The sequence below is a fragment of the Methylocella sp. genome, from assembly GCA_037200525.1.
GTDB lineage: Bacteria > Pseudomonadota > Alphaproteobacteria > Rhizobiales > Beijerinckiaceae > Methylocapsa.
Map to the genome: position 1 here is coordinate 3,593,628 of JBBCGG010000001.1, position 20,773 is coordinate 3,614,400.

17 protein-coding genes and 5 pseudogenes are annotated in these 20,773 nt (G+C 59.2%); 9 read left to right on the forward strand and 13 right to left on the reverse strand.

Going from position 1 to position 20,773, the window contains the following annotated elements; genetic code table 11:
- Positions 1–85 precede the first annotated feature (85 nt).
- The 4 genes and pseudogenes from WDN46_17775 (at position 86) to WDN46_17790 (ending at position 4,089) form a co-directional block, all read left to right on the forward strand.
- The gene (locus tag WDN46_17775; GenBank protein MEJ0095181.1) at positions 86–559 is read left to right on the forward strand and encodes a nuclear transport factor 2 family protein; all 474 of its coding nucleotides are present in this window, start codon (positions 86–88) and stop codon (positions 557–559) included.
- 7 nt (positions 560–566) lie between these two features.
- On the forward strand, positions 567–1,496 hold the full coding sequence (locus WDN46_17780; protein MEJ0095182.1) for an NADP-dependent oxidoreductase: 930 nt from the start codon (positions 567–569) through the stop codon (positions 1,494–1,496).
- A gap of 56 nt (positions 1,497–1,552) precedes the next feature.
- Positions 1,553–2,567, forward strand: a pseudogene (locus tag WDN46_17785) (IS481 family transposase).
- Positions 2,568–3,357: 790 nt separating this feature from the next.
- Positions 3,358–4,089, forward strand: a complete 732-nt coding sequence (locus tag WDN46_17790) for a response regulator (GenBank protein ID MEJ0095183.1) — start codon at positions 3,358–3,360, stop codon at positions 4,087–4,089.
- A 412-nt stretch (positions 4,090–4,501) separates the two neighbouring features.
- Here WDN46_17790 and WDN46_17795 read toward each other — a convergent pair.
- Positions 4,502–5,448 (reverse strand): IS630 family transposase gene (locus tag WDN46_17795; protein ID MEJ0095184.1). Its coding sequence is split into 2 segments (ribosomal slippage): positions 4,502–5,109 and positions 5,109–5,448, totalling 948 coding nucleotides; the frame shifts between segments, so codons are not numbered across the junction.
- Positions 5,449–5,637: 189 nt separating this feature from the next.
- Here WDN46_17795 and WDN46_17800 point away from each other — a divergent pair.
- A complete protein-coding gene (locus WDN46_17800) occupies positions 5,638–6,063 on the forward strand; it encodes a hypothetical protein (protein ID MEJ0095185.1) in 426 nt (141 codons plus the stop codon).
- 123 nt (positions 6,064–6,186) lie between these two features.
- Here WDN46_17800 and WDN46_17805 read toward each other — a convergent pair.
- Positions 6,187–7,520, reverse strand: a pseudogene (locus WDN46_17805) (IS1182 family transposase).
- Between the two features lie 117 nt (positions 7,521–7,637).
- Between WDN46_17805 and WDN46_17810 the strand changes: the two are divergent.
- A pseudogene (locus WDN46_17810) lies at positions 7,638–8,599 on the forward strand (IS481 family transposase).
- A 41-nt stretch (positions 8,600–8,640) separates the two neighbouring features.
- On the opposite strand, the pseudogene WDN46_17815 reads toward WDN46_17810, so the two are convergent.
- The 10 genes and pseudogenes from WDN46_17815 to WDN46_17860 all read right to left on the reverse strand — a co-directional run bounded on the left by WDN46_17815 (position 8,641) and on the right by WDN46_17860 (position 14,683).
- Positions 8,641–8,763, reverse strand: a pseudogene (locus tag WDN46_17815) (SDR family oxidoreductase).
- 197 nt (positions 8,764–8,960) lie between these two features.
- Positions 8,961–10,043, reverse strand: coding sequence for a tyrosine-type recombinase/integrase (locus WDN46_17820; GenBank protein MEJ0095186.1), 1,083 nt, complete (start codon positions 10,041–10,043; stop codon positions 8,961–8,963).
- A gap of 107 nt (positions 10,044–10,150) precedes the next feature.
- Positions 10,151–11,839 (reverse strand): site-specific integrase, encoded by a 1,689-nt coding sequence (locus WDN46_17825; GenBank protein MEJ0095187.1) that lies wholly within the window; start codon positions 11,837–11,839, stop codon positions 10,151–10,153.
- Positions 11,840–11,994: 155 nt separating this feature from the next.
- Positions 11,995–12,291: a helix-turn-helix domain-containing protein gene (locus WDN46_17830; protein MEJ0095188.1), complete on the reverse strand. Its 297-nt coding sequence runs from the start codon at positions 12,289–12,291 to the stop codon at positions 11,995–11,997.
- Positions 12,292–12,294: 3 nt separating this feature from the next.
- Entirely contained in the window at positions 12,295–12,525 is a 231-nt protein-coding gene (locus tag WDN46_17835; protein ID MEJ0095189.1) for a hypothetical protein, read from the reverse strand.
- Between the two features lie 74 nt (positions 12,526–12,599).
- Positions 12,600–13,004, reverse strand: a complete 405-nt coding sequence (locus tag WDN46_17840) for a hypothetical protein (protein ID MEJ0095190.1) — start codon at positions 13,002–13,004, stop codon at positions 12,600–12,602.
- Positions 13,005–13,093: 89 nt separating this feature from the next.
- A complete protein-coding gene (locus WDN46_17845) occupies positions 13,094–13,453 on the reverse strand; it encodes a dienelactone hydrolase family protein (GenBank protein ID MEJ0095191.1) in 360 nt (119 codons plus the stop codon).
- On the reverse strand, positions 13,408–13,746 hold the full coding sequence (locus WDN46_17850; protein ID MEJ0095192.1) for a dienelactone hydrolase family protein: 339 nt from the start codon (positions 13,744–13,746) through the stop codon (positions 13,408–13,410). The genes WDN46_17845 and WDN46_17850 overlap by 46 nt, the downstream gene beginning before the upstream one ends.
- A 51-nt stretch (positions 13,747–13,797) precedes the next feature.
- On the reverse strand, positions 13,798–14,445 hold the full coding sequence (locus tag WDN46_17855; GenBank protein ID MEJ0095193.1) for an isochorismatase family protein: 648 nt from the start codon (positions 14,443–14,445) through the stop codon (positions 13,798–13,800).
- Between the two features lie 103 nt (positions 14,446–14,548).
- A pseudogene (locus WDN46_17860) lies at positions 14,549–14,683 on the reverse strand (DUF1348 domain-containing protein).
- A gap of 277 nt (positions 14,684–14,960) precedes the next feature.
- Between WDN46_17860 and WDN46_17865 the strand changes: the two are divergent.
- Together WDN46_17865 and WDN46_17870 are read left to right on the forward strand one after the other, a co-directional pair.
- A complete protein-coding gene (locus tag WDN46_17865) occupies positions 14,961–16,310 on the forward strand; it encodes a squalene monooxygenase (protein MEJ0095194.1) in 1,350 nt (449 codons plus the stop codon).
- A 696-nt stretch (positions 16,311–17,006) separates the two neighbouring features.
- Positions 17,007–18,239, forward strand: a complete 1,233-nt coding sequence (locus tag WDN46_17870) for a cytochrome P450 (protein MEJ0095195.1) — start codon at positions 17,007–17,009, stop codon at positions 18,237–18,239.
- Positions 18,240–18,583: 344 nt separating this feature from the next.
- On the opposite strand, the gene WDN46_17875 is transcribed toward WDN46_17870, so the two are convergent.
- Entirely contained in the window at positions 18,584–19,465 is an 882-nt protein-coding gene (locus tag WDN46_17875) for a site-specific integrase (protein ID MEJ0095196.1), read from the reverse strand.
- 796 nt (positions 19,466–20,261) lie between these two features.
- Here WDN46_17875 and WDN46_17880 point away from each other — a divergent pair.
- On the forward strand, positions 20,262–20,690 hold the full coding sequence (locus WDN46_17880; GenBank protein ID MEJ0095197.1) for a nuclear transport factor 2 family protein: 429 nt from the start codon (positions 20,262–20,264) through the stop codon (positions 20,688–20,690).
- Positions 20,691–20,773: the final 83 nt, after the last annotated feature.

A 20,773-nucleotide genomic window follows, 5' to 3' on the forward strand; every position in this document is an offset into this window, starting at 1 on the left:
CATCCAATATGTATCTTTTACTATTGCATATCAAGCCCGATATATATATCCAGCATAGGCGCATATTTCCTCAAGGAGACCTTCCATGTCCGATGAACGTGAAATTCAGGAGGTGCTGGCGCGATACGTTCGGGCGGCCGACCACCGGGACGGAGCGGCGATGAGCAACATCTTCCTGCTCGAAGGCAAGGTTGAGATTTTCTACAACAATGCAGGCACACCTGAGCTTCTTGGCGAGTTGGTCGGGCCGCAAGCCATTGGCGCAGCCGTCACCACGATGATGAAGCCGCATCCGCCGCGGGGGTGGAGCCATCACACCACCCATGACCCGATCATCGTAGTGAAAGGCGACACCGGGACGCTCGACGCCCAGTTTGTGGTGTTCAACGTCCTCGGCGCAGAAAAGCCCGAGGGCGGTTGGCCCGAAGGCGCCTCTGGCGCGCAAGGGACTATCACCCCGATCGAGACGGGCTACTACCGGCCGATCCTGAAGAAAGTCGGTGGGCGTTGGATGATGGCGCACCACCGCATCTATCTCGACCTCCCGATGGCCTTCTAGGAGAAGCATGATGAAGGGCGTTTCCTATAGCCGTTTCGGGGGATCGGAAGTCCTCGAATACGGTGACTTGCCAGAGCCGAAGCTGTCGCAGAACTCTGTGATCGTCCGCGTGAAAGCCGCCGCCATCAACCCGGCCGATATCGCATTGCAGGCAGGTTTGGGCGAGAGCCTGATGGAGACTTGGTTTCCTGTCGTACCCGGATGGGACCTCGCCGGCATCGTCGAGCGCGTCGGCGCCGGAGTGGTCGAATTTCAACCAGGCGATGAAGTCATCGCCTATGTGTATCAGGAAATCCTGCATAGCGGCACCTATGCCGAGCTTGTGAGCGTTCCGGTGGACCGCTTGTGGCGAAAGCCAAAGAACGCTTCATGGGGCGAAGCGGCCGGGCTCCCACTTGCTGGTCTGACGGCCTATCGAGCGGTGATTGATACATTGCGCGTGTCCGATGCGGACATCGTTCTCGTGCTCGGTGCTTCAGGAGGCGTCGGCTCGCTGGCGGCTCAGTTGGCGGTGGCGTCGGGCGCTACCGTCATTGGAAGCGCCTCCGCCCCACACCAAACCTATGTGAAGTTTATCGGCGCGGAGCCCGTCCAGTCTGGCGACGACGTTGCCGAACAGGTCAGAAGGCACGCTCCCGCCGGTGTGACGGCCATCGTGGATTGCGCCGGCCACGGCGCGTTGGCGAAGGCTATGGCTTCAGCGGCCCCGGGCGCGAGAATCTGCTCAATAGCGGATGGCGGCCCCGGGGTAACGACTGTGTTCGCCCGAGCAGATACTGGGATTCTCGCCCGGCTTGTTGATCTTGTCGAAGCCGGGTCCCTCCGGGTGACGGTTGCGGCCTCGTTTGCCTTGGCGGATGCCGCAATTGCCCAAGACGCGCTGAAAGCAGGGATTTGCGGACCAGGAAAGATCGTCCTCGTTCCTGATGTTGCCTAGATGTTTGGTCCCGGGAATCGTGACGCTAAGCTGAGCCGTGAGGCGGAGAAAGCGTTATGGTGGATATTCTTCATGGCAGCGCCCGGACAACGCCGCGAGTTCGAGCCGAGCTCCAAGCGTCGAAAGAGAGGGCGGCCGTCCTCGCCAGACGTTACGGGCTGAGTCGAACGACAGTGGCGAAATGGCGCTCGCGCTCCGGGACAGCCGATGCGCCGATGGGGCCGCGCGAACACCGGAGCACTGTCCTGACGCCGGTTGAGGAAGCCATGATCGTCGCATTCCGGCAGCGGACGCTGCTGCCACTCGACGATGTCATGGGATGCCTGCGCGACAGCCTCCCGAAGCTGACGCGATCAAGCCTGCATCGTTGTCTCGAACGCCATGGCGTCTCGCGGCTGCCGGCGAGCGAGGCGACGACGAAACGCGGCCGGTTCGCACAGACGGCGATCGGCTATGTCCACATCGACAGCTGCGAACTGCGCCATGCGGACGGCAAACTGATCATGTTCACTGATCATGTCCCTGGCCATCGATCGCGTCTCCAAGTTCGTCTATGTCGAGTTCCACGACCGCGCCGGCAAGATAGAGGGCGCGGCTTTTCTGCGCAACGTCGCGGCGGCCTTCCCCTACAAAATCCACACGGTGTTGACCGACAACGGAATGGCCTTCGCCGACCTGCCCAAAAACCGCCACGGCCCCAGCCGCCGATTTCTCGGCCCGCATATTTTCGACCGAGTCTGCATCGAGCATGGCATCGAACACCGGCTGACCAAGCCTTACCATCCGTGGACCAATGGCGGAGCTGGCTTGAGGCTCCGGCGAGCGAAGCTCGTTGGAGAAGCCAGCGGAGGTCAAGCCGAACGCACGAACCGCACCATCAACGATGCGACGCTCAAACTGTTCCACTACCCGGATATCGAGAGCCTCAAAGCGCACGTCCTCGCCTTCGTCGCGGCCTACAACTTCGCCAAGCATCTTAAGGCCTTGCGGTGGAAAACGCCGTTCGAGGCGATGGTTCACGCCTGGACAACCGATCCTTCAATCTTCAAAATCAACCCGCGTCACCTCATTCGGGACCAAACAACTAGCGGACGACACCCAGTGGCTGCTGCATGCGCACAACCACCGTCGTCACGGGAGGGTTCGGCCGACTGGTGGGCGCACCGTCGATGCGGTAGGCGGCAGACTCTTGAGATAAGCAGCGATCGCGTCCACATCTTCGTCTGACAAGTTGGAATAGGAGCGCCCCAAGGCATGGCCGGCGCGAGCTCACGCCCGTCGGGCCGGCGTCCATTCCGGATCGCAATGGCAATGTCCTTGATCGACCACGCACCAAACCCGGTTTCATCGTCCGGTGCCAAGTCCATCCACTCAGTGACCAATCGAAGAACCAGCCAAAGGAACGAACGAAGTCACGTTACCCGATGGCCCCAGTCTATCGCACCTAAAGGTATTGCATCTGTAAGAATCCATCCGGATTTATTACTGTTTGACCTATATTTCGGGGGAGCGCCCGGATCAACGCTCATCGCGAGACTGCAGGAACTCCGAGCACCTGCGCCACCGCTTTGACATGACTAGATTCCTCGTCGAGTGTCGAGGACTGTATCGCCATCTCAGCAAGTGGCTCTCGCCTAACATCGGCCATTCGGGTGACGCCCCCCCCCCCCCCGCGGGCCGAGCGTAACGTTTTCCCATTATAGTCGTGCGCACGGCGGCGTCATACAATCCCTCGCCGTTCCTGCCCGCATGCCAGTCACTGGAGACGAAATCATGCGGGGGACCCGCCGAGCGACCTGGCCTCGGAAGCCAGGCCCCGGCTCGCCGCCGGCCACGTAGGGTTTCCAAGGGATTAAGAGACATGAACGATGGCGACCGGCCGGGAGGCATCCTCGTTATCGATGACGATGCATCCATGCGAAGCATGGTCATCGACTTCCTCGAAGAAAATAACATGCGCGCCATCTCAGCCTCAGGACGGCAGGGCATGGCTCGTCACTTCGCGGGAGACAAACCCCGTTTGGTTATTCTTGATCTACAACTTGGCCAAGAGGACGGGCTCGAGTTATTGCGAGAGATCCGGTCGCGCTCCGACGTCCCAGTGATCATCGTCACCGGGCATCGGTGCGAAGAAGCCGACCGGGTGGTTGGATTGGAACTTGGCGCCGATGATTACGTCACCAAACCTTTCAGCCTCCGAGAGCTGCTGGCACGCATTCGGGCAGTATTGCGGCGACGGGGAACCAAGGGCATTGCGCCTCGGAAAGATTCGGAGCCAGTCGTTTACACATTCGGTGGATGGCAGTTCAATCGACGCTTTGGCCGCCTGACCAACTCCAGTGAAATTGCGGTCACTCTGACGAGGAACGAACGCGCCCTCCTGATTGCGTTCCTTGAGTCGCCGCACCGGACACTATCTCGCGAGCAACTCATGCAGGCGACTCGCCTGCATGACAACATCTCCGGTCGAAGCATCGATGTGCAGATCCTGCGCCTGCGGCGGAGGTTGGAGGCCTGCCCTGGCGCTCCGCAGATCATCCAGACACATCATGGGTTCGGTTACTTATTTGCTCTGGACGTCGAGCGGGTTTGACCAGGCGGTCGGGGGATGCCTTATGTTCAGGTTCCGGCGCGATCTGGCGAGCCAATCTGCGGTGATGCCGGCGATCTTTCCGGATATGATTCGCCGGTCGTTCGCGTGGCGTCGGACGGCGAGCGCGAGCTGTCCCTCGTTCAAGGCGTTAGGGATTTCCGCCAGCGACGCGACGTCGAACTTTGCCGAATTGGGCGAAGCATAGTGCAAAGCGTGGCGTCTGCGCCATGATGTCCCATCGCGCAGGCGTGGCCGCTAAGCGATCGTTCTTCGCAAAGTGCGCGCGAGCGTATCGAGCTGTCGATCGGTAAAACTTTGTTCTAATCAAACCCGTCTGAATGGCCGGCAAGTTCTTCAAAAGGCGCAAACCATGGATACCAGTGAGGCGACAAGCGACTAGAGCAGTTTCATCTTACTCCGGTCCATATCCAGCAGCTTCGAAGTAGTTTTGGCATTCGGCTGGCAGGAAGTGCGGGATAGCGTCGGCAATGGCCTGCCAGAGTTCCGGGATAGTCCACGCTGCCACCTTTCTGAGGAGTGCCTTGAACTTTGAGAAGGCGTTCTCGATGGGGTTGAAGTCGGGGCTGTAGGGCGGCAGGTGACGAAGCGTTGCGCCGGCCCCTTCGATGGCCTGCCGCACGCCGGCAATCTTGTGCGCCGGCAAGTTATCCATCACGACAATGTCGCCGGATTGGAGTTCCGGCACAAGAACCTGCTCGACATAAGCGAGGAAAGCCGGACCGTTCATAGCGCCGTCAAGGACCATCGGCGCCATCATCCCTGTGAGCCTGAGGCCGGCGGTGAAAGTGGTGGTTTTCCAATGGCCGTGAGGAATCGACGCCAGACAGCGCTCGCCGCGCTTCGAGCGACCGCGCAGGCGGGCCATCTTGGTTGAGGTTCCGGTCTCGTCGATGAAGACCAGTTTCTCCGGATCGAGATCGAGTTGCCCGTCGAACCAGGCCTGCCGGGCTGCCTTCACGTCCGCCCGTTGCTGCTCGGCCGCGTGCGCCGTCTTTTTTTGTACGTCAGGTCGCACCGGTCGAGGAATTTCCACACGGTGGTCGATCCAACGCGAACACCGTGTTCGGCCTCGAGGCGCGCGGCGATCTCTGCCAGGGAGATATCCTTCGTCTCGTCCACCAGAGCCCGGATAAAGGCCTCGTGCGGATCAAGCTGGGAACCACGGGGCTTGCCTTGCCGGCGGGCGCCACGTTCACCATTCTCCCGAAAGCGTCGAACCCAGACGATCGCGGTCGAAACCCCGACACCGAACCGCTCGGCCGCAGCCCGAGCAGACAAACCGTTCCCGGATGCTTGGATCACACGGCTGCGAAGATCCGCGCTGTAGGCCTGTGTCATTCCATGGCTCCCAATCTTGAGAGACAAACGAATCATGCTATCGCCCGAAAAGGAATCCCCTCAATGAATCGGCGTAGAGTGAAAACGCTCTAATTGACCATTGCGCAACTTAGAGAACGCCGCAACGCGAAATGGAAGTTTTAATCAGGCGACGTAATTCCTTGCCTGACAGCGGAGATGGATTTCTCGGTGGCTGAGCCGATCCAATCGGCGCTGAAGCGTATAGTTGGGCAGCAGGACTACGGTTACCTATTGCGGGATGGCACCGCTGCCAATCTATCGCTCGGCCGTGCGTTCGCTCGACGCATGCGCGCTCGTTATAACTGGGAAGTGGCAGCCGAAGACGTCGCCGCCGCCACCAATCTCGTGCAGGCCAGCTTCGCGAGCGTGCTTGCGTTTAGCGAACCGGGCGATGGCGTAGTGGTGCAGACGCCATGTTACCCGCCTTTCCGCGAGGCCGTCCTCACCACCGGCCGCCGCCTGGTCGAGGACCCGCTCCAAGAGGATGGCACACGCTATGTGATGAAGCTCATTGGACTAGACGACAGGATCAATCCAACCACCCCGCGTGATGCTATTCTGCAATCCGCACAATCCCACTGGCCGAGCCTTTAGCCGGGAGGAACTGGAAGCCGTCGGAAGGCTGGCTATAGCACATGACCTAGGAGCGTGTCCGAGTAATGGGATTTCAGGCGCGAGTTGGGGTCGCGACGGCGCTAGTTTGGTTGATTGGTGTTTTCACCGGAGAGCGTTTGCGAGCTTGAGCAGGTTGTGAACGGTGCAGATCATCGCCCACTCGGCCCGGACATGATCAAGGCCGCGCAAGAGGAATTGGCGGAAGCCTCGCGCCTGTTTGATTTGTCCGAAGACGGGCTCGACCACCTGCTTTCTGAGCCGGTAACGGCTGCGACGGCCGGCCCGTTTGAGTGTCGCGGCCGTGGCGTTCATCAGGGGCCGCCTCGTCAACTTGCGGCGCCCTGCGGCATGGGCCTCGCCATGACGCGCTCGTCCTGGCGGGAGATAGCCCTTGATATGGCGCTTCTTCAGCACCGCCAGATTTGCTTCGGTTGCAAAGCCCGCATCGCCCGAGACCTCGCGCGGCTTGCGCCCGAGATGGACGGATATGTCATTCACCAGCGGCGCGAGGGCGCGGTAATCGGCCGAGGTCGTCACAAGGCGATGCGCCACGATCACCTGATGCGCGGCGTCGACCGCAATCTGGCCGTTGTAGCCTTGGATAAAGCCGTCGCGCGTGGGCAGAATGCGACTGTCCGGGTCAGTGAAATTCTTTTGCGCGCGATCCGGCGGCCCGCCATCCTCGCTTCGTAAGGCGCGGCCTTGCCAGCGCATCCCTGACGACGCTCCCGGCCCGCTCTCGTCATCGGGATCGGGCGGATCGATCGCCTCGGCTTCGAGGGCCACCTTAGCCGCCCGGATCGCCTCCAGCCGGCGCTGCTTGTCGGCCATCCAGCCAGGCGTCTCGTCGCCGCGCCGGCTCTCGCCGTGCTCATGATCCTCGGCCTCGTCGATTTCCTTCGCGCGGGTAAGCCAGCCTTCCACTTCGGCGGCGAGCGCGGCTCGACCGTCTTCATCCGGCCGTAACTCATCGCCTTATGGCGCGAGGCGTTGGCCTTCAGCTTGGTCCCGTCCACCGCGACGTGGCCGAACCGCACGAGACCAGCGGCGCGGCAAAGCCGCAGGACCTGCACGAACAAGTCCGACAGAACGGCGAGATGGCGCTTGCGGAAATCCGCGATAGTGCGGAAGTCAGGGCGGTTCAATCCCGTCACCGCCATGACGTCGACCCGCTCCTCGCAGGCGCGGGCCAGCTGACGCGAGGAGTAGATCCCGCGGCTGTAGCCGTAAAGCAGCAGGGCGGCCATCATGCCGGGATGATAGGGCGGGAAGCCGCGCTCCTCGCCATAGCAGTCTAGGATCGCGGAAAGATCGAGCCCTTCTCGCACCGTGTCCCGGACGAAATGCGCCAGATGATCCGGCGGCGCAAACTCATGCAGAGAGGGCGGCAATAGCCAGCCCTGATCCACATCCCATGAACGAAATGTCTTAGCCATAAGCCAAATGAATCACCTGACAACGCCGCTGTCGAGAGGATTACTCGGACACGCTCCTAGGTGTTTGGTCCCGGGGAGTCGTGACGCTAAGCTGAGCCGTGAAGCGGAGGAAGCGTTATGGCGGATATTCTTCATGGCAGCGCCCGAACGACGCCGCGAGTTCGAGCCGAACTCCAAGCGTCGAAAGAGAAGACGGGCGTCCTTGCCAGGCGTTACGGATTGAGCCGAGCGACGGTTGCGAAGTGGTGTTCGCGCTGCGGGACGGGTGATGCGCCGATGGGACCACGCCAGCGGCGCAGCACGGTGCTGACGCCGGTCGAGGAAGCCATGATTGTCGCGTTCCGGCAGCGGACACTGCTGCCGCTCGACGATGTCATGGGATGCCTGCGCGACAGCATCCCGAAGCTGACGCGATCAAGCCTGCATCGTTGTCTCGAACGCCATGGCGTCTCGCGGCTGCCCACGAGCGAGACGATGACGAAGCGCGGCCGGTTCGCACAGACGCGATCGGCTATGTCCACATCGACAGCTGCGAACTGCGTCATGCGGACGGCAAGCTGGTCATGTTCCTGGCCATTGATCGCGTGTCGAAGTTCACCTATGTCGAGTTCCACGACCGCGCCGGCAAGATAGAGGGCGCGGCTTTTCTGCGCAACGTCGCGGCGGCCTTCCCCTACAAGATCCACACGGTGTTGACCGACAACGGAATGGCCTTCGCCGACCTGCCCAAAAACCGCCGCGGCCCCAGCCGTCGATTTCTCGGCCTGCACATTTTCGACCGGGTCTGCATCGAGCACGGCATCGAGCACCGGCTCACCAAGCCTTATCATCCGTGGACCAACGGCCAAGCCGAACGCATGAACCGCACCATCAAGGACGCGACCCTCAAACTGTTCCACTACCCTGATATCGAGAGCCTCAAAGCGCACGTCCTCGCCTTCGTCGCAGCCTACAACTTCGCCAAGCATCTCAAGGCCTTGCGATGGAAAACGCCGTTCGAGGCGATTGCTCACGCCTGGACAACCGATCCTTCAATCTTCAAAATCAACCCGCGCCACCTCATTCCGGGACCAAACACGAAATCCGGCCCCACAGCGCGATCGGAACAAGCCCCCGATATGATGTCGGCGTTGTCGCGGGCGCCGCCACCGCTGAAATCGGTCTCGATCGCGCCCGGCGCGACCGTGTTCACCGTAATGCCGCGTGCGCCCAATTCCTTGGCCATGTAGCGGGTGAGCACGTCACGTCAGGTCGGACTCTAACTTTACGTGGAGGGAATCCGCGGTGGCGGGTCAATGCAATAAGCAACTTAAACGTAACTCCGTCCGTTCAGAGGTCGGATGCGCCAGGCTTGGCCCCAGGAATGAGGTTGTTCGACGAAGCGGCATCACGATAAAAGCGCTCCTTGCATTGGCGCCATTCAAAAGGTTCGGGCCGCCGCTATCCCTGCCGCAATATCTTCCCCAACGCTTGCGCTGCTTCGAATGAGGTAGCTCTTATGTAGGCCGCTTCGGTCATCCGCCGATCCCGGTGTTGAAGCAGTGCGGGGGCGAGATGTGGCATGTGTCCCGCCTTCCATGCGGCGGTCGTGGCGGCGGCGTATCGAAAGCCATGTGGCGTGACGGCGACGCCGATCGTCGCATCTGTTGTCGACGTCAGAGCATGATGGATGCCGGAATAGGTCATTGGGCCGCCATATCGTGAAATCCAGAGCGGTCCGGAGAGATTGACGAGATCAAGACGGTCGTCATGAACGGACCTGCCATTCCCGTCAGACGAGGCGGCCGCCTTATTCTGAGACGCGGCCCCGGGAGTTGAGTTGGCAGAAAAGTTGCAGTCGGGCTTCGAAATCCGGGGGGTGGGCTCTTGCGCGTTGCGGCAGGCCAAGAGAAAAGGCCGCGCTTCCAACAGATATCGTTCGAGAGCCACGGTGAGAAACCCCGGCAGCATGCGCATATCGGGCCGGCCGCTCTTGGTTTCGCTGCCTGGCAGGTCGATCCACCAGCCGGAATCAGAAAAATGAAATGATCGGCCGAGCGTCAGTCCGCCGAGATTCTTGACCCGAATCGGACAGGACGCCAGCAGAGCTATCATTAGGCCATTGCGAATATTGCGCGCCGTCGTCAAATCCATCGGCTGGTCGCACGGGCTATATTCTTCAACGAGCGTCAGCCCCGCGGTCAAGAGTTCCGAAGCGTCAACGACAGGCGGTCGCTTGACGGGACCATCTTCGGCTTTGAGATCGCCGGCGATGTCGGACAGCCATTGGAAGTTCGCCGTCGGCGCCAAATGACGCGCGATCTGTTTGAGCTTGTGGAATGATAGCTCTGCTGGCGTCCTGATGGTCATAAACAGCGTCGTCGCTGACCATTCGTCGCGCATGCGATCGACGAACAGGCCAATGTGCACTGGCGTCAGGTGCGCTTCGCAAGACGCTGCGGCGTCGAACTGATGGCATTCCTTGAGGAATGTCAGAAAATATCCATAGCGCCGCTGGATATCGTCACGCGTGATAGGAGCCAACCGCGATGCAGATCCGCCTCGTCGTAACCTGACGGCGGGGCGGCAGGCTGTGTCCCACGCCTCTTGGTCGGATTTCGGCCATTCGCCGATCGGAAGGGATTTCAGCATCACTGATGCATCGCAGCGCGAGACTGGCGCTCAAGGTCGCCGCGGAGGATCTCGCCATAGTGACGATTGGCCGCCAGCGTTTCCAGGCCGATGTAAAATTGCTGCGTCGTCTTGATGTTTTTGTGCCCGAGCACACGGCGCACAAATTCGTAGTTGCCGGGGTCATTGCGCAAGATCATCGCCGCTGCGGCGTGCCGAAATTGGTGGCAGGTGATGCGGATGCCGATGTTTTCCTCCATCGTCCGGGCGATGCGGACGCCAAAGCTGTTGACGGCGCGCATGGTGTCGCGGACGCCCGGAAACAGCTGATCGTTGTCCATTGCGTCGACGAGGTGCGGTCGAAACTCGTGAATGTAGACGTCGATCAGTTTCGTCACCACGCCGTCGAACGGAAACTCCAAAGGGACCTTGTTTTTGACTTCGTCCGAGGGGATCGACAGCAGGTAATTCCCATTGGGGCCGTCGGGCTTGCTCAAATGACCGCCGATGCGGATGCCGACGAGATTGCTGATGCGAACCGGCGCAAAGGTCAATATCGCGATGCCGATCGCGACCTGAGCCGAAAGAGAGGCCCGATGCGGCGCGTGAGCGAGCGTCGTCTTCGCCTCGCTCGACAGGCGCTCCGGCAGGTCGACCACCTCGCGCCAGACGGTCCCGCTTTGAATGGCGTGAACGACGCGCTTATTTTTTGGCGTCAGGCCAGCCTGGCGGTGGTCCTCCAACTCCGCCCGAAGATCGTCCAACCGGGCGAGATCGGCCTCGTTCAACGCGCCGGAATCGCGCGCGATAGAGAGCAAACGCCATCCGAGATCGATGACGTAGGTCTTTGGATGCTCGCCGACCCAATAATTGTCGATCACTTTTTCGACGAGGTCCGGATCGAGCAGAGCCCGGAGCGACGTCAACGACTCGATCGGACTCCCTAACGATATGGCTCGGCGCGCAAATGCCTGGATTTCCGCAAGGCGGGTGTCGACCGTAGAGGTTTTGGACAGGCGGCGACGCGATCTGTCCGGCTTCCGGCGGATCGTTTGTAGGGAGTGAAGGTATTGGCCGATCTCAGCGCGCAGCGACTCCGGAAAGGCGCTCCAGGGCACCCCCGGTTCGCCTGCAAGCGGCGCCGAAGTCAATTTGCGCCTTGGCCATGTCGGATGATCGTCGACGCAGACGTTCCAGGCGCGAACAATGCTTCGCTGGATCCGAGGCGAACCATCCTGGGCCAGAACCTCACATCTGTAGCGCATGTATCTTTCGAGAAAGGCCTCGTCGACGCCGATCGGCGAGACGCCGCTCCCTGAAGCAAAGCGCATGAGGCCGGTGAGATAATAGCGATCCATCTCGTGTCCGACGAGCTGCCGCAGGTTGGCCCATTCCAGCGCGAGCGGCGTTCCCCGCGCGGGAATGGTTTTGTCCCCGGACAGGTAGCGCAAGGCGGCTTTCAGATTCGAGATGTGGTTTTTCAGGGTCTTTTCGGACATGCCGACGCGGGCGTGATGCAGCTGCTTGACGCGGTGCGCCAGCGCCTGCCAGCGGGCGGGCAGACTTTCGGGCGGCAAGCCGAGCGCCGTCGCGACAGCCCGCATCGAGCAGGACCAGTGACTGATTTTCGATTTCTCGAGATCCGACGCCTGGGTCAGGCGGATTGCGTCGGCGAGATTGGGCTCGGCAAGGGATGATTGGGCGGACATAAGTCGTGGCCTCGTTGGCTTGAAGTTGATTGAGGTGGATTGGGATATATCTGCATGAATATTAGGACAACGTCAATGTATTATCATCGCCCGATACTGTGTGTAAGCGTCCTAATTAAGCAATACATAAGTATACTGTGATGCATCAACGTTGATTATAATGGATCATTATTATGATAGCCGCGTCCGCCGCCGGTCGACGCCTCCGACGTCGACCGCCGCGTCTGGTGCTCAATGTAGCGCGCGAGTTCTCGCGGATGATAACGGACCGCCCGACCAATGTGGACGAATGCGGGGCCTTCGCCGGTGACGCGCCATTTGGCCAGCGTGTTCGGTTTCACCTGAATCATCGCTGCGGTCTGTTCGGGGCTCAGCAGGGCTTCGATCTGTGGCGTAAATCCACCCGCGACCTGCTGCTCTAGCGTCCGAATGAGCTTGATCTTGTTGGTCATGGCTTAAACCGCCTCCGTATCGGAGGTGGAGCGTTGTGGTCTGCCAATCTTTGCCAACGCCCACTCATCGAGCGCGGCGGGCTTGTAAAGCGCCGCCCGGCCGGCTTTATGAAAAGCGGGGCCGTCGCTGCTAATGCAGGCGAGTTTCGCCAGCGTCGATCGGGCGCCAAAACCGTATTTTGCGTGCAGATATTCGCCGAGAGACTTGAGGCGAAGATATTTTACGGGATGCATAGTTTGCTCCTCCTGCTAGCCGGAATGGCTAGAACAGCAGGCGGAGCGTTACTCCCCGGTTGCGAAATAGCGCATTAATCAGCGGCCTTGATGGTGCCGGGAGCTGGCCATCCGTCTTTACCGGGTGGCAATCCGAGGTAAGCGAAAACTTTGGGCCGGATAATGCTGGCGAATTTTTCGCCGGTCTTGAATTTCTGGGATTTGAAAATTTCGAGAAGCGCCTCTTTTAGCTTTTGTTGCCGATCGCTGGTCTGTGCTTCGGCTGCCTCCCCTCCATTTTTGCTTTGTCGGCGACGAGCCTGGGCAGCGTGCAAGTTCCAGATCGCAGTCGATGGGGTGGTGTAGTTTCCAAGGACAAACGCAGAGACAAGCGTAAACGCAGTGAAGAGCCTATCTGTAATCATCAAAAGAAACGTTTCCCTCGGAGTTAATCCGAAGGCGACGTTCACCGCGCGGATGAATAGCCGCTTTGCGCCCATGTCAGCCGCCGCGGGGTCAATCCGCACATCTCGATAGCGGCCATTCCGCTGACGATATTGTGCGGAGTGGCATGTTCGCGTGGGCGCCCCTACTTCAGTGCGTTCGCGAACAGGTCAAACGCCGACGCCCAAGCTCGCGCTTCAGCTTCCGGACTGTAGCGGATCACCTCCGGCATGCTGCGCTTTGCAGCCTCTGGATTGCTGAAGGCGTGGACAGTATAGCCGTAGAGATTCATCTGCCAGTCTGCGCCCGCGTCGCGCATTTCGGACTCGAATGCAGCCCGATGATACGCCGGGATAAACGGGTCGTCGGCTCCGATGCACACCAGGACGCGGGCCTTGATCGCGCCGGGACCGACGGCGGGCGCTTTAGTGGCGAGATTGGTGTGGAAGCCGACCGCCGCTATGCGCGTTGAATCAACCTCGGACCGTGCGGCGAGCGCCAGCAGAGCCCCCGCGCGCGGGCGCGGGGGTGCGCGGGTGGGGTCGTCAACAGGGGCTGTAGCTGCGTCATCGCCTTCTGCAAGTCGTCCACGACCCGGCGCTCGCCATGCAGGTCACAGGCGAGGGCCACGTAGCCGACAGCGGCAAGCCGCTTCGCCCGCGCGATCATTTGTTCGTCGAGGCCAAAGGCCTCGGGGAACACCAGCACGCCGGCGCGGGGGGCAGAGGCTGGCTCAAATAAAAGTTGGCTGCGCATCGCGAGGCCATCGGCTTGGTAGGTTAGCGTTTCCTGAAGCATCGGATGTTCTCCGCTGAAGGCAAGACGTGTCGCGCGCTCGCGCGCAGTCCTTCACCGCATGGCGGCGACAACGTCGGCGGTCGCCAAAACTGCATGTGCGAGGAATCGGTAGTTGATCAATGCCGCCTGATAGCCGTCGCCCCACTCGGGATGGCGCGGGCCTGCGACCGCATCCTTGACCACGGCGACCTCGAAGCCCTGCTCGAGGAACTCGCGCAGATGGGACTCGACGCACATATTCGCCAGCATTCCGCCCAAAATGATCTTCGATATTGCCCGCTTGCGCAGTTGCAGGACCAGGTCGTTCGTCTGCGGGCCGAATACCTTGTGCGGGCTGACGACGATCGTCTTGCCGTCCTCGATGTATGGCTTGAAGCGACCCAGCCAATCAGCGCCGGAATTCTCCAACCCAGCGAGGTTCAGCGGGCCGCTGCGGGCGAATGTATGAGTCCTGAATTCATCCGACTCGAGCGGTCCATTGATTTTCCACGCGCCATCCGTGGGATAGAAATAATGCGGGGATATGAAAACCAGGTATCCCTTGTCTCGGGCGGCGACGAAGATCCTTTCCATATTCTCGACGGTATTATTCTCGGTGACGCTCTGGCCAACCGCCCCCCAACTCGCCCCTTTTTCGCTCAACACATCGTTCTGTGGGTCAATGAAGACCACGGCGGTGTCCGATTTGTCGATTTCCATGGTTACAACTCCTTGAGGCTTTGTCGCAAAAGAAGTGCAGCGCACCCGCTTGAATCAGACGCTTGGCGGCCTGCTTGGGGCCAGCCTAACGGCCGAGTCGGCGTCAAAATCCCAGATCGCTTAGACTCGGATGATCGGCAGGCCTCGGGCCAGTGCGGTCCCAGTGATATTTGCGGTCGCCTTCTCTGATAGGTCGCTCGTTGATACAGGCGTAGCGGTGCTCCATCAGACCGGCGGCTTTAATGTGGTATGGCGACCCGCGACGTGGCAGACCGAAGACCCTTCTGTCGCGGCGTAGACGTAGACAGCCCCCGGGCATCTCGCAAACCGCTTGCATCATCTCATTACATTCGTAGCAACGTCGAAATCAGGCCGTAGCCCGATTGGATCAACATATTGTTTCTGAACATATCCGTTTCGCCTGAATGACGGAACAGTTGGAGCCGTCACCGCATCGCGTCGGAGACTATGCTTCTTGCCTGGTGATCCTGCGCCTTAAGCAAAAGGAGCTTGTCGTGACCTCCACTCTTGTTGGCAAACATGCCGTCGTTATCGGCGCCGGAATGGGCGGCTTGGCGGCCGCTGGCGCGCTCGCCGGGTATTTTGAACGAGTGACCGTGTTGGAACGTGACGCGCTCCCGTTTGACGCTTCCGCCCGACCAGGCACTCCTCAATCCTATCATCTGCATGGACTCCTCGTCGGTGGACAGCGAGCGCTTGGACAGCTTTTTCCGAACTTCGCTGAGGATCTGGCTGAGGCGGGAGCTCTCCCGCTGCGTTTAAATCTCGATTTTCGCGAAGAATTCCCAGGATTCGAGCCCTTCTTTCCACAGCGCGATCTTGGCGGGGTATTTTACGCCGCGTCGAGACCACTGATTGAGTCCATCACCCGAAGGCGGGTGCAGAAATTAGCCAATGTCACCATTCGAGATCGTTGCCGCGCTCTTGAAATTGTGGCTGGCAACGACGGCTCGGCAATCGGCGTTCGCTTCGAAAAAATAGATGGCCTTGGCGGGATGCTCCCGACCGAGTTTGTCATTGACGCATCCGGTCGCGGTTCGCTTACTCTTTCTTTCCTGGAAGCCATCGGGCGGCCGCGTCCCGAACAAACAACTATCGGAGTCGACCTTACCTATACCACGACGACCTTTGCGATTCCGGAGGGCTCAAGGGACTGGAAGGCTGTAGTTACGATACCTGATATGCTCGCGAGCACCAAAGCGGGCTATCTGGTGCCGATTGAAGGCGACCGCTGGCTAGCGCTCATCAGCGAGCGAGATAGCGCTATGCCCTCGGCGGAACCCGATGAATTCATGGATCGAGTGAAGCAACTCCAGACTTCCACCATTTATGATGCGATCAAAAACGCTCAACGGCTAGACGACATCCATCGTTTCCGCTTTCCCGAAAGCTCGTGGCAGCATTACGAACGGTTGGGGGAGTTGCCGCGAGGACTGCTTCCCATCGGCGATGCGATTTGCCGCTTTAACCCAGTCTATGGGCAGGGCATGACGGTCGCCGCGCTCGAAGCCTGTATGATCAGAGATTTGCTGCGGAAGCGGATTGGAGAGAAGCACCCGCTGGACAAATTGGGACAGGCCTTCCTTGCGGAAGTTCAGCCATTGATTGCAGATGTCTGGTCTCATTCGGCCGTACCGGATTTCGCCCGCCCCCAAACTCGTGGAGAACGACCGGCTGATTTGGAGAACTCGCTCCGATTTGGAGCAGGGCTTTTGCGTCTCGCGGCCCGTAACCCTGAAGTGCACAAGTTGATGATGGAGGTTCGCCATCTCATTGAGTCCCCGAGCGCCCTCCGCGATCCCGAACTGGTGCGCCGCGTACAAGCGGAAATGGCCGAAGCCTAGTCGCATACCCCTTCATTGAAGTCGACGATTAGTGAAGGCCCAACGATCGTGTTTCGATAGCAAGAACTGCCCTCGCCGCTATTTAAACCCGGCGAGTGGGGTTTCGTCGCGAATTGCCTGTGCGAAGCGTCTTAAAGGTCTTCGTCATCCGCTTTGTCGCGCCGTGATTGTAAGGATTGAGCGACAAACGTTTGCTTCATGAGAAAAGTCGGCCGTCACGGCCTTACCAACGCAGGAGCCTCGGAATGACCTTGCCGAGCAGAAGTCGATCCTCCGCCGCGAACCGGAAAGTGGTCGGACAATTTACGGATGCCCGGCTCGCGCCCATTGTCGCCATTTCTCGTGTTCGCCGCCGCTCCCGAAAACGGACGTTCGGCACGAGTTGAGCCTTAGTGACAGCTGCAGCCCTTTCCGCGCACGCCGTTCGAGCCCCCCGGACTTTGCATGTTGGGCTTGCCGGACCCGCTTTCGGAGGTCCGGAGACGGAGCGGAATATACCATGCGCTTCGACGCGTAAGAGATAGTCACGGCCGAGATCGGTAAATATGAAAAATCCGGCCGTCAGCGGCGAGCCTACGATGCAGGTGCAACCGTTTTTCAGACAAATTGTAGCGGATCTGTAACCTCATGATCTCATGCTGCTTTATCGGCTTCGCGCAATTCAATGTAACTGAGCCCGTAAGGAAGATCAGCGCTATGAGTACATCAGACTTCACAGCCGGCGGGGCAGCATCCGGTGCGCCGTCGATGACGGTTGTAACGAATCATGAACTTCTCGGCGATACGCATGCTGCGTTCCGTCGAATAAGGTTGGTGACGCCGGTCGCAATGCACGAGAGCGGAGTGTTCATCATTACGCGGGCTAAAGACGTCGAAGCGCTCGCCAAAGATGACAGGCTGCGTGCGACGACGACAGAGTTCCCGCAGATGATGGATTTCCCCGATGGGGTTCTATTCAACCTTTTCCGGTACGGTATGCTGACCTCCAATGACCAGGATCATCGTCGCAGGCGCGCGCCCTTCTCAAGGACCTTTGCAGCGAAACTGATTGCAGATCTGCGTCCAACGATGAGAAGCGTGGCCCATTCCGTGATCGACGGATGGACACGTGGTTCGCAGATCAATTTCGTCGATGATTATGCGTCACTCATCCCGGCGCGGATCATCAGCGGAATGCTCGGTCTTTCTACCAAAGACATTCCATACTTTACAGAACTGGTCTATTCAGTCTCTCGATTATTTTTCATGTCGAACACCAAGCAGGAGATCTTGGAGATCGAGGCCGCAGCCGCTCGGCTTTGCGAATACGTGGAAACAGTCCTGGCGGATCGCCGACGGCACCCGCAGGATGACTTTCTCTCAACCTTTTTATCGACCGCCGACGAGGGCAACGAATTATCGTCGATAGAGATCACCATGCAGATCTTCTCAATGATCGTCGGCGGAACGGATACGACGCGTGTCGCATTTGCGGTGCTCATCGGACTTCTGCTCGACCATCCCGACCAGTGGGATCAAATATGCGAGGATCCCAGTCTCGCGCCGAAAGCTGTCCAGGAGTCACTTCGCTACGAACCCAGCGTGGCGGCGTTCGCCCGCCTCACGTCGGAGGATGTTGATTTAGAAGGCCACATTATCCCGGCAGGACGCCTAGTACTCCTATCGACAATGTCGGCGATGCGGGACGCTGCCGCCTATCAGGAGCCCGACGTCTTCAATATTCATCGCACGGACCTGCCCCGCTTGCACCCGATCTTTGGTGCCGGAGGACATCGATGCATTGGCGAAGCGCTCGCGCGCGCGGAGTTAGAAGAGGGACTTCTTGCTCTGACGGAACGACATCCGCACATGCGATTGGTGGGAGAACGCGCGAACCTTGTCGGATTCGACGGTATTCGCCGTTGTGGCCGATTGGTCGTCGAAGTTTAGCAAGGCGATATACGCGGATTAATGATCCGGCGTGTCTTTCGATCAGGGACGGAAATCGAGGGCCGGTAAAGTGTCCGTTTCTAATTCAATCTCGCAAAAAGCGGCCTCATAGCTTTCGGTCATAACCGAATCATATTGGATTTTTAGCAACGTACGAAAATGACGTATCGCGGTCCAAATTCAATCTCGCAAGGCGCGATCGTGGCTCTCGATTCTTTTGGCGCGAAAGTTAGCTTCGAGGTCGAACACGGTCTGGTCGGTTATGTCCGCGATCTCATCCCATGGCTCGCCGAACCTCTGCTGGGGGACACGCTTTATTCATTAACAGGGGAGTTTTCCGTCCACTATTTGTCCTCCATTCGAACAATCTCTTCGCTTCCTTTTGCGGTGCCCATAATCCGTCGCCCAATCAGGTTCACCGCGTCCTGAAGCGGATCCCCCGACAGGTGCGTGTAGCGCTCTGTTGTGCGCGCGCTCGCGTGGCCCAAAAGCTTCCCGATGAGGAAAAGACTTGCGCCGTCTGCGATTGCAAAGCTAGCGAACGAATGTCGGAGGTCATGAATGCGGAGCCCCGGTAACACCGCCTTGGCCGAAGCTTTAGCGAAGGCGCGTCGAAGCCCGATCGCGTGCCCTTCGCCGCGGGCGGCCGGAAAGACGAATTGGTGGCGTACTGCCAGATTGCCATCTTCGGCTGCTACCTTGGCCGCCAGCTCGAGTTCCTCATGGCGCTTCTCGATTATTTGAAGCGCTGGTGGCGAAAGAGGAATGCGGCGATCGCCTGTTTTTCCACCGGCTTTAGTACGTTCGGGCGGCAGGATGAGCAACTTGCGGTCCGCATCGACCTCAGACCATCTAAGTCCGAGAATTTCTGTCTTGCGAGCGCCAGTCAGGAGCAGGAGCCGCAATGCGTCAGCGAACACGTCCGACATCTCGCCGAACGACTGAAGCTCAGCGATGGGGTCGAGTAATCTTTCCGCCTCTTCCTCAGAGAGAAAGCGCTCACGCACCGGCGCGCGCGGAAGCTTGACGGCAACAAAAGAGTTCGATTCGCACATCCCATGCTCGACGCCCCAAGCGAACATAGCCGCGGCCACGTTCCGTGTTCGTCGCGCAACTTCCTCGCCGCCGGTGATGCGAGCGCGCCCACGCGGACCAGTCCGCTCATCTTTTGCGGTCTTCCCTTTTGCGATGTCTCGGACGGCGAGCGCGGCGTCAGTCTTGCTCACGGCGTTTGCCATTTTGCGCCCAAGAAGGGGACGAATATGACGATTCAAATTCGAGGCATCGATCTCCCAGGTGCTTGCACGCTTGGCCGGTTTCGTGGCGGGCCCATCAGCCAGGTAACGGTCGATTAAATCATTGACCGTGAATGCTGCCTTGGCTGCTTTCTTTTTGGCGCCGGGATCTTGACCGTTCCGAGCTAGACGAAGCGTTTCTGCCGCCTCCTTTCGCGCCTCATCAGGAGTCCAAGGCGACCCATGTTCTCCTATCGTATGAAAGCATTGTAGACGGCCAACCCGGCACTTGACGGCATATACTTTTCGCCCCGTCGGATAGACGCGAAGCAAAAAACCCTTGAGATCTCTATCCCATATTCGAGCCTCGCCATCGGCGGGCACCGCAATCGCATCAACAGCCCGCTTCGTTATCCTTGTCTTGACAGCATCCACTGCATTCTCCCGGTATCGACTCAATTATCCGATACCGCATCGATACCACGAGAAAAGAAATCTGATAATACATGGTGACTCGCTGAACTGATTTCATACGGAAAATATAGTAATAACAGATGATTAGGAACGACGAGGAAACAAGAGGAAGCAGCGGGAAATCAATCACCCTTACAATGGCATTGAAGAGGTCGTCGGTTCGATTCCGTCTGGCTCCACCACCACGCATCAATGAATTCAATAACTTAACGAAAATCTAGCTCAGGGTTTCGGCTCCATCTATGCGAGCCGGCCGCCCTGGACTTCCCAAGCATCAGTCGACTGACTCCGCACGCGCTTGGAGGTTTACGAGATGAAGAATGCAAAGCAACTTCTCGAAGCATACATAGGCGGCGCGGCGACCGAATCTGCGGCGCTGTTTGCGGAAAATGGCACCTTGGAGCTCCCCTATCTGGCCGATCTTGGCGTTGAGCCGCGTTACCAGGGACCCGAGGTCATCGGCGCTTTTCTGACTTTCCTACATGAAACCATGTATCCAGGGTTCAAGTTTGTTGACGTCAAGATCTATATCGACACTCCGGACCAGGCTTTCGGCGAATACATGATTCACCAGAAATCCGGCATTTCCGGCAAGGACGTTCATCAGCGCTTCTTCGGCCATTGCGTTGCAGAAAACGGCAAAATTGTATTGCTTCGGGAAGCCCTCAATGTCCTCGCCGCCGCCGACGCCATGTTCCCTGGAGGCGCCGCCGATATTCTCAAGCAAAGACCCGCGCCCTGACTTCCGCAGCGGCGCCCCGATCGCGAAAGCGATTCAATATAGGGCGCTCGCCGGCCCCGGACCGTCGAGCCCTTCTGCTTTAG

Bases quoted from the DNA above. Each gene is read 5' to 3' on its own strand.
- WDN46_17855 (MEJ0095193.1), bottom strand. From the start codon at position 14,445: ATGGAAATCGACAAATCGGACACCGCCGTGGTCTTCATTGACCCACAG.
- WDN46_17880 (MEJ0095197.1), top strand. From the start codon at position 20,262: ATGAAGAATGCAAAGCAACTTCTCGAAGCATACATAGGCGGCGCGGCG.
- WDN46_17835 (MEJ0095189.1), bottom strand. From the start codon at position 12,525: ATGCATCCCGTAAAATATCTTCGCCTCAAGTCTCTCGGCGAATATCTG.
- WDN46_17775 (MEJ0095181.1), top strand. From the start codon at position 86: ATGTCCGATGAACGTGAAATTCAGGAGGTGCTGGCGCGATACGTTCGG.
- WDN46_17780 (MEJ0095182.1), top strand. From the start codon at position 567: ATGATGAAGGGCGTTTCCTATAGCCGTTTCGGGGGATCGGAAGTCCTC.
- WDN46_17870 (MEJ0095195.1), top strand. From the start codon at position 17,007: ATGAGTACATCAGACTTCACAGCCGGCGGGGCAGCATCCGGTGCGCCG.
- WDN46_17850 (MEJ0095192.1), bottom strand. From the start codon at position 13,746: ATGCTTCAGGAAACGCTAACCTACCAAGCCGATGGCCTCGCGATGCGC.
- WDN46_17830 (MEJ0095188.1), bottom strand. From the start codon at position 12,291: ATGACCAACAAGATCAAGCTCATTCGGACGCTAGAGCAGCAGGTCGCG.
- WDN46_17840 (MEJ0095190.1), bottom strand. From the start codon at position 13,004: ATGGGCGCAAAGCGGCTATTCATCCGCGCGGTGAACGTCGCCTTCGGA.
- WDN46_17825 (MEJ0095187.1), bottom strand. From the start codon at position 11,839: ATGTCCGCCCAATCATCCCTTGCCGAGCCCAATCTCGCCGACGCAATC.
- WDN46_17790 (MEJ0095183.1), top strand. From the start codon at position 3,358: ATGAACGATGGCGACCGGCCGGGAGGCATCCTCGTTATCGATGACGAT.